Below are 3501 nucleotides of genomic sequence, written 5' to 3'. Positions count from 1 at the left end.
CGGCAGCAGATAAAGCCGCTGAAGCTACAATCCTAGAAATTTTAGATCGTCATTTTCCCAACCACTCAATTTTGGCAGAAGAATCCGGGCGACTGGGAAAAAACAAAAGTGAATACCTCTGGGCGATCGATCCGCTAGACGGTACTACCAACTTCGCTCACCAGTACCCATTTTTCGCCACCTCAATTGCATTGTTGATTGACGGAGTTCCCCAGGTGGGCGTTATTTACGATCCCTTTCACAACGAACTGTTTCGCGCAGCTAAAGGTTTGGGTGCAACGCGCAACCGGAGGCCCATCCGAGTTTCGCAAACATCGGAGTTGAGCAAGAGTCTGTTAGTGACGGGATTTGCTTACGATCGTCGCGAGACGGCTGACAACAACTACGCCGAGTTTTGCCACCTTACTCATCTTACCCAAGGCGTTCGGCGCAGCGGCTCGGCATCCCTGGATCTAGCTCATGTAGCTTGCGGACGCCTTGATGGATACTGGGAAAGAGGACTTTCTCCTTGGGATATGGCCGCAGGAGTGGTAATCGTCCAGGAAGCCGGTGGCAATGTTACCGCCTACGATGGCAGTTCGTTGCAAATTGATTCAGGCCGGATTTTGGCTACTAACGGTTATATTCATCACAACCTTAGTACCGAACTTATGCAGGTACGTCCTTTATCTGCCTGGAATAATGCCGTACATTCACGCTAGCGCATTAATAGAGGTGGCGAAGTACACTAGATTTAATCGCTTCATAAGTCGGAAACTACACTATGGCTCTTAATATTGAACGGGGACTATTCAAGTTTGATTTCACAGATCACCACGCAGTTTTAGGGGTACCTTTGGATGCAACGGCCAACGACGTTCGCAAACGGTATCTCAAAATTTCCCGTCGCTTGCATCCTGATAGCTGCATTGCGGAAAGCGAAGCAGTAAAACATCAGGCAAGTCAGTTCTTTGCCAAAATGGTGAATCCAGCCTACGAACAACTGTTTAGCGAGCAAAGTCGAGCCGAACATAATGCACTTTTAAGTCGCATGGGAAAACGCCTTGTTCAAGAACAAAATCAAATCGAAGTTCGTAGCGAAATAGCTAAGAAGTTAAGTAAGTCAGGTAACTTTGAGCAAGAGTACAAAACTGTACTGCAAAACTTGAGCGAAAAGCAATATGAATCCCTCGATAAAGTTCTAGAACAAACTGCTGAAATTAGCGAAATAAATTTGATTTATTTGTTGCGAAAAGCCAGTCAAGGTCAACCTGTTAACAAAGTCGCACAGGCAGTGCCGAAGCCGCAAACCGCAACAGCAGCAAGTGGAGGAACGACCAAACCACCGGCACAAGGAACGGCCTCGGTGGCTGAGAAAAAAGTAGATAAGCAGGAAACATCTCCTACCGAGACATACTGCCGTCGCGCACTAGAATATATCGAAAAGAATTACCCTGCTAGAGCGGTTTTGGAAATGAAGGACGCGCTTAAAATGGAGCCAAATAACAGTCGCTGTCATGCCATACTGGCAATGGCTTATTGGAAGCAAGACCAGATGACTATGGCTAAGGTTCATATGAATCAAGCTTTGAAGTTTAATCCTCAAGAACCAACTGCTTTGGAAGTCAAAAAACTGATGGAAAAACTGGCAGAAAAATCTGCTGCCGCTACCGCCTCTGCGAAGAAGAAGGAGGCGGAAAAATCCAGTGGCGGTTTATTTGGTTTATTTGGCAAGAAAACTGACAAAAACGAAAAGAAAAAGTAATAATGCTGCATCAATCACCCCCCTCACCCCCCTCCTTCCCCCCAAAAAGGGGGGATAGCAAAGGCGGAACTTTTGTTCGCTCAGATGATAAAGGACTGAATTTTTATGCCCCAGGGGCGAGAGATTTATTGCCCCTGGATGTGGCGCAAAAACGTTGGATTGAAGAACGTTTGCAGCAGGTATATCATCGAGCGGGTTATCACCGGATTATTACCTCCACGATCGAGCGTTTGGATACACTGATGGCTGGGGGAGCGATCGACAGATCGACGGTGCTGCAACTGCAAAACATTGAAGAAGAAGGACTGGGGTTGCGTCCAGAACTAACGGCTAGTATCGCACGGACTGCTGTTACTCGCATGGCTGGCGTCACCTATCCCCAACGCCTCTACTACAATGCCAATGTGTTTCGACGATCGCACGATAGCAGCCACAACAATCAGCAGGAATTTTATCAAGCTGGGGTAGAATTGATCGGTGGCGGCGGGTTGCTTGCGGATGCAGAAATCTTGCTCTTGCTGACAGAATGTTTGCAGACTCTGGGTTTGCATAACTGGTATTTGATTTTGGGAGAAGCAGAACTGACGCGAAGTTTGCTCTCTGCTTTTCCCAGTGCTTTGCAAGATAAGGTGCGGTTTGCGATCGCTCATCTGGATCGCGTTACCTTAGAAACGCTACCGCTTTCCGACGAACTGCGCCAACGCGCTCTGATATTGTTGGATTTGCGCGGACGCCCAAATGATGTGCTACAAAAAGTTGCCAATCTAGAACTAGCGCCGCCTCAACAAGAAGCTCTCAACAATCTTAAATCTCTGATAGAATTACTCGAACAAGGTTTTCCAAAGCTAGCCGATGGATCGTCGCTCGCCTCAAAATTAATTCTCGACCTCAGCTTAATTCAAACCTTCGATTACTACACCGGCATAGTATTTGAAGCAGTCGGCGAAACGGAAACTGACAAGCGCGTTCTGGGACAGGGAGGTCGCTACGATCGATTGCTCAGTCTCTATCACCCTCAAGGAGACAATGTTCCCGGTATTGGATTCTGTCTCAATATCGAAGATCTGCACCAAGCCTTGCTACCTACCGCTCAGCTGCCTCACCAAACGCCCGCCAGCGACTGGTTAGTTGTTCCCGAAACTCCCCAAGCTTACCCAGCTGCGTTTGCTTACGCCCAAACTCTCAGAGATTCGGTCAATTTAGTGCGCGTGGAAATAGATTTGGGAGGACGCGATCCCGATGCGATTCGGGAATACGCCAGTCTTCGCCGTATCCGTCAAATTGCTTGGGTACAAGGGGAAGGCTCCCCAACAATTGAAACCCTATAAAAAAGCATTACAATTCGTAATGTAGGTTAGAAGGCGAGTTCTGTTCGGGCTCGTCTGCCGAATTTTGAGAGAGAGAACACTGTGCCTCACACGATCGTTACTGATATTTGCGAAGGCGTCGCCGACTGCGTTTCCGCTTGTCCCGTTGCTTGCATTCACGAAGGCCCAGGCAAAAATGTCAAAGGTACTGATTGGTACTGGATTGATTTTGCCACCTGCATTGACTGCGGTATTTGTCTACAGGTATGTCCTGTAGAAGATGCGATAGTCGCTGAAGAGCGTCCGGATTTGCAAAAAACGCCTTCTTAAAAGTCAAAAGTCAAACGTCAAACGTCAAACGTCAAACGTCGAAAGTCAAAAGTCGAAAGTCAAAAGTCAAAAGTCAAAAGTCAAAAGTCAAAAGTCAAAAGTCAAAAGTCAAAAGTCAAA

At 47.3% G+C, this 3501-nt stretch carries 4 protein-coding genes; all 4 read left to right on the top strand.

All coding sequences use genetic code 11. The annotated features are described in order from the left end of the window. The coding region (locus H6S82_RS24435) for an inositol monophosphatase family protein (protein WP_191056845.1) at positions 1–701 on the top strand (701 nt) is incomplete at its 5' end. A gap of 62 nt (positions 702–763) precedes the next feature. Next, positions 764–1744 carry a DnaJ domain-containing protein gene (locus tag H6S82_RS24430; RefSeq protein ID WP_190474242.1) on the top strand — a complete coding sequence of 327 codons (981 nt, stop codon included), beginning with the start codon at positions 764–766 and terminating at the stop codon, positions 1742–1744. Positions 1745–1746: 2 nt separating this feature from the next. After that, positions 1747–3072 (top strand): ATP phosphoribosyltransferase regulatory subunit, encoded by a 1326-nt coding sequence (locus tag H6S82_RS24425; RefSeq protein WP_190474244.1) that lies wholly within the window; start codon positions 1747–1749, stop codon positions 3070–3072. Positions 3073–3153: 81 nt separating this feature from the next. Beyond that, positions 3154–3381, top strand: coding sequence for a 4Fe-4S dicluster domain-containing protein (locus tag H6S82_RS24420; protein WP_190474246.1), 228 nt, complete (start codon positions 3154–3156; stop codon positions 3379–3381). Positions 3382–3501: the final 120 nt, after the last annotated feature.

The organism is Planktothrix sp. FACHB-1355 (assembly GCF_014748295.1).
Taxonomy (GTDB): Bacteria; Cyanobacteriota; Cyanobacteriia; order Cyanobacteriales; family Aerosakkonemataceae; genus Aerosakkonema; species Aerosakkonema funiforme_A.
The sequence above is the reverse complement of the archived record's forward strand: the minus strand, read 5'-3'. Positions and strand labels throughout refer to the sequence as shown.

Excerpts from the sequence above, each read along its gene's own strand:
- H6S82_RS24430 (WP_190474242.1), top strand. The coding sequence starts at position 764 with ATGGCTCTTAATATTGAACGGGGACTATTCAAGTTTGATTTCACAGAT.
- H6S82_RS24425 (WP_190474244.1), top strand. The coding sequence starts at position 1,747 with ATGCTGCATCAATCACCCCCCTCACCCCCCTCCTTCCCCCCAAAAAGG.